Below are 2,312 nucleotides of genomic sequence, written 5' to 3'. Positions count from 1 at the left end.
GTGGGGGGAGTGTCCGCCGTGATCGGCGGCGGTGTGTCGAGGGCCTGGCTCACATCCGCTGCTTTCGCTAGTGAGGTCGCTGGTGGGGGCGTCCCGAGTACGGCTCGCAGTGCTGGTGCCGCCGGCGCTTCTTACGTCGTCCTTGCCCCGTTCTTACGTCGGGACGGGACCGTATCGTCGCAACGCGAGAGTAAGCCGATTCGACGTCGGAACGCAACCGTTTCGTCGTCACGGCCTATGCTGTGAGCCATGACGACGAACGCCGAACCCTCCGAGGAGCCGCCGCCGCCACGGCCGCGCCGCCGGGCCCCCGCCGGGGCGGCCGTGCTCCGCGAGGACGTGACGGAGGCGATCCGGGCGGCGGTCTTCGAGGAGCTGGCGGCCGTGGGCTACGCCCGGATGTCCATCGAGGGCATCGCGCGCCGCGCGGGCGTCGGCAAGACGGCGGTGTACCGCCGCTGGCGCTCCAAGCTGCACCTGGTGCTGGACCTCGTCTCGGCGGTCGCGGTCCAGGGCCTGCCGATGCCGGACACGGGTTCGCTGGAGGGCGACCTCCGGCTGCTCTACGAGGTCACGTCCCGCGCGCTGCGCCACCCGGTCGCCGGCCAGATCATCCCCGACCTCCAGGCCGAGGCCGCCCGCAACCCGGAGATCGCCGAGGCGATGCAGAAGGCGTTGCGGGAGGGGCAGCAGAGCGTGGCCACGGGGATCGTCGCGGCGGCGGTCGCCCGGGGGGAGGTCCGGGCGGGGGTGGACGAGGACCTGGCGCTGGACGTGATCTCCGGCCCGCTGTACTGGCGCTCGGTGGTCGTCCGCGCGCCGAAGCTGCCGAAGGGGTACCTGGAGAGCCTGACGCGGGCTACGGCGGGCGCCTTGCGGGCGCTGTAGCGGCGAGCCGGAGGCCTGCTGTTACGGGGCGAGCCGGAGGCGTGCTTTTACGGAGGTGAACGTTCCGCGGGCGGGTGGCGTCCTAGTCACAGTCGCTCAGGAATGGGGTCGCCGTGACTCACTTACGCTCCCGTGCTCGTTCCGTGCTCCTGGCCGCCGCGCTGATCGCGGGGACCGTGGGGACGGTGGGGATGACCGCCGCCTGTGACGGCGGGCCGTCCTCCGAACCGAAGGGCCGAGCCTCGCCGCAGCCCACCACGGCGCGGAACACCGTCATGTGGCAGGAGCCCGCCTCGTACGTCTACACCCTCACGTCGACCGCGCAGGCCCTGGCGGGGCAGTTCCGGGTGACGGTCAGGGACGGCAAGGTCGTCAAGGCGGTCGGCCTCGACGAGAACAGCCGGTGGCTGCTGAGGGAGGGGCCCGGCGACGTCCCCAAGATCGGTGACCTGATGGACATGCTGGAGAAGGCCTGGCAGGAGCAGGCGGACACGGCGGAGGTGGAGTACGCCGCCGGCGGGCACCCCGCGCGGATCACTCTGGACGTGGACGAGAACGCCATCGACGACGAGGCCGAGTACGTCATCAGCGGCTACGAGCCGGGCGCGGGCTGAGGCCGGCGGCCCGGGTCGCCAACTCCGTTGCCAGGAGGCTGAGTTCCGGGGCGCGCAGTACCCGCTCCCCGAATCCTGGGAGGGGCACGTGCAGCGCCTCCAGCCAGCGCTCCGGGATCGCGTCGGCGCCGTACACCGCGCCCGCGAGGCCGCCCGTCACCGCCGCGACGGTGTCGGTGTCGCCGCCGAGGTCCACGGCCGCGCGTACGGCGTCCTCGTAGGAGTCGGTCGCGCGTACGGCCCAGACGGCGGAGCCCAGGCAGGGCCAGACGGCGCCGTTGAACTCCGTGGCCTGCTCGGGGTGCCAGCCGGGGGCGAGGACGACGTCGTACCGGGCGCGGTGGTCGGGGTGGAGTGCGGTCAGGGTGTCGGGGAGGGCGGCGAGCGGGTCGCCGCCGGCCAGCGCGATCCGGACCAGCTCGTGGAAGGCGGCGGTGCCCTCCCAGGCGGCCGGGTCGCCGTGGGTGAGCGCGGACAGCCGCCGGGCCGCGTCCATGGTGCGGTCCCGGCCGTCCCTCGCGAAGTACACGGCCGAGGTGGCGGCCCGCATCAGCGCGCCGTTGCCTGCGGCTCGTAGGTTCACCTGGAAGTGGCGGGCGGCGGCGAGGTCCCAGGGTCGCCGCTGGTCAGCACGTCCTGGGTCTGGATGCCGATGTCCTTGGGGTCGGAGACGGCCCAGCGCTGGAACCTCCGGAAGATGTCGGGCAGTTCGAGCCCGCCGTGTTCGACGAGCGACTCCCCGACGAGCACGGCCATCTGCGTGTCGTCGGTCGCCTCACCCGGGTCCCACCCACCCCCTCCGCACATCTC

Annotated in this window: 2 protein-coding genes and 1 pseudogene; 2 read left to right on the top strand and 1 reads right to left on the bottom strand. The window is 73.1% G+C overall.

The window, feature by feature from the left end:
* The first annotated feature begins 249 nt into the window (after positions 1-249).
* The gene (locus P1P70_RS43560) at positions 250-888 is read left to right on the top strand and encodes a TetR/AcrR family transcriptional regulator (protein WP_319247895.1); all 639 of its coding nucleotides are present in this window, start codon (positions 250-252) and stop codon (positions 886-888) included.
* A 113-nt stretch (positions 889-1,001) separates the two neighbouring features.
* Complete coding sequence (locus P1P70_RS43555; RefSeq protein WP_319247893.1) at positions 1,002-1,502, top strand: DUF6174 domain-containing protein; 501 nt, start codon at positions 1,002-1,004, stop codon at positions 1,500-1,502.
* Here the strand turns inward: P1P70_RS43555 and P1P70_RS43550 are convergent.
* Positions 1,474-2,312, bottom strand: a pseudogene (locus P1P70_RS43550) (ADP-ribosylglycohydrolase family protein); the annotation flags it as partial. The gene P1P70_RS43555 and the pseudogene P1P70_RS43550 sit on opposite strands and share 29 nt — an antisense overlap.

Source organism: Streptomyces sp. MB09-02B, assembly GCF_033794485.1.
GTDB lineage: Bacteria > Actinomycetota > Actinomycetes > Streptomycetales > Streptomycetaceae > Streptomyces.
Note: the sequence above shows the minus strand (reverse complement) of the source record. Positions and strands in the feature narration are given on the sequence as shown.

Excerpts from the sequence above, each read along its gene's own strand:
- P1P70_RS43560 (WP_319247895.1), top strand. The coding sequence starts at position 250 with ATGACGACGAACGCCGAACCCTCCGAGGAGCCGCCGCCGCCACGGCCG.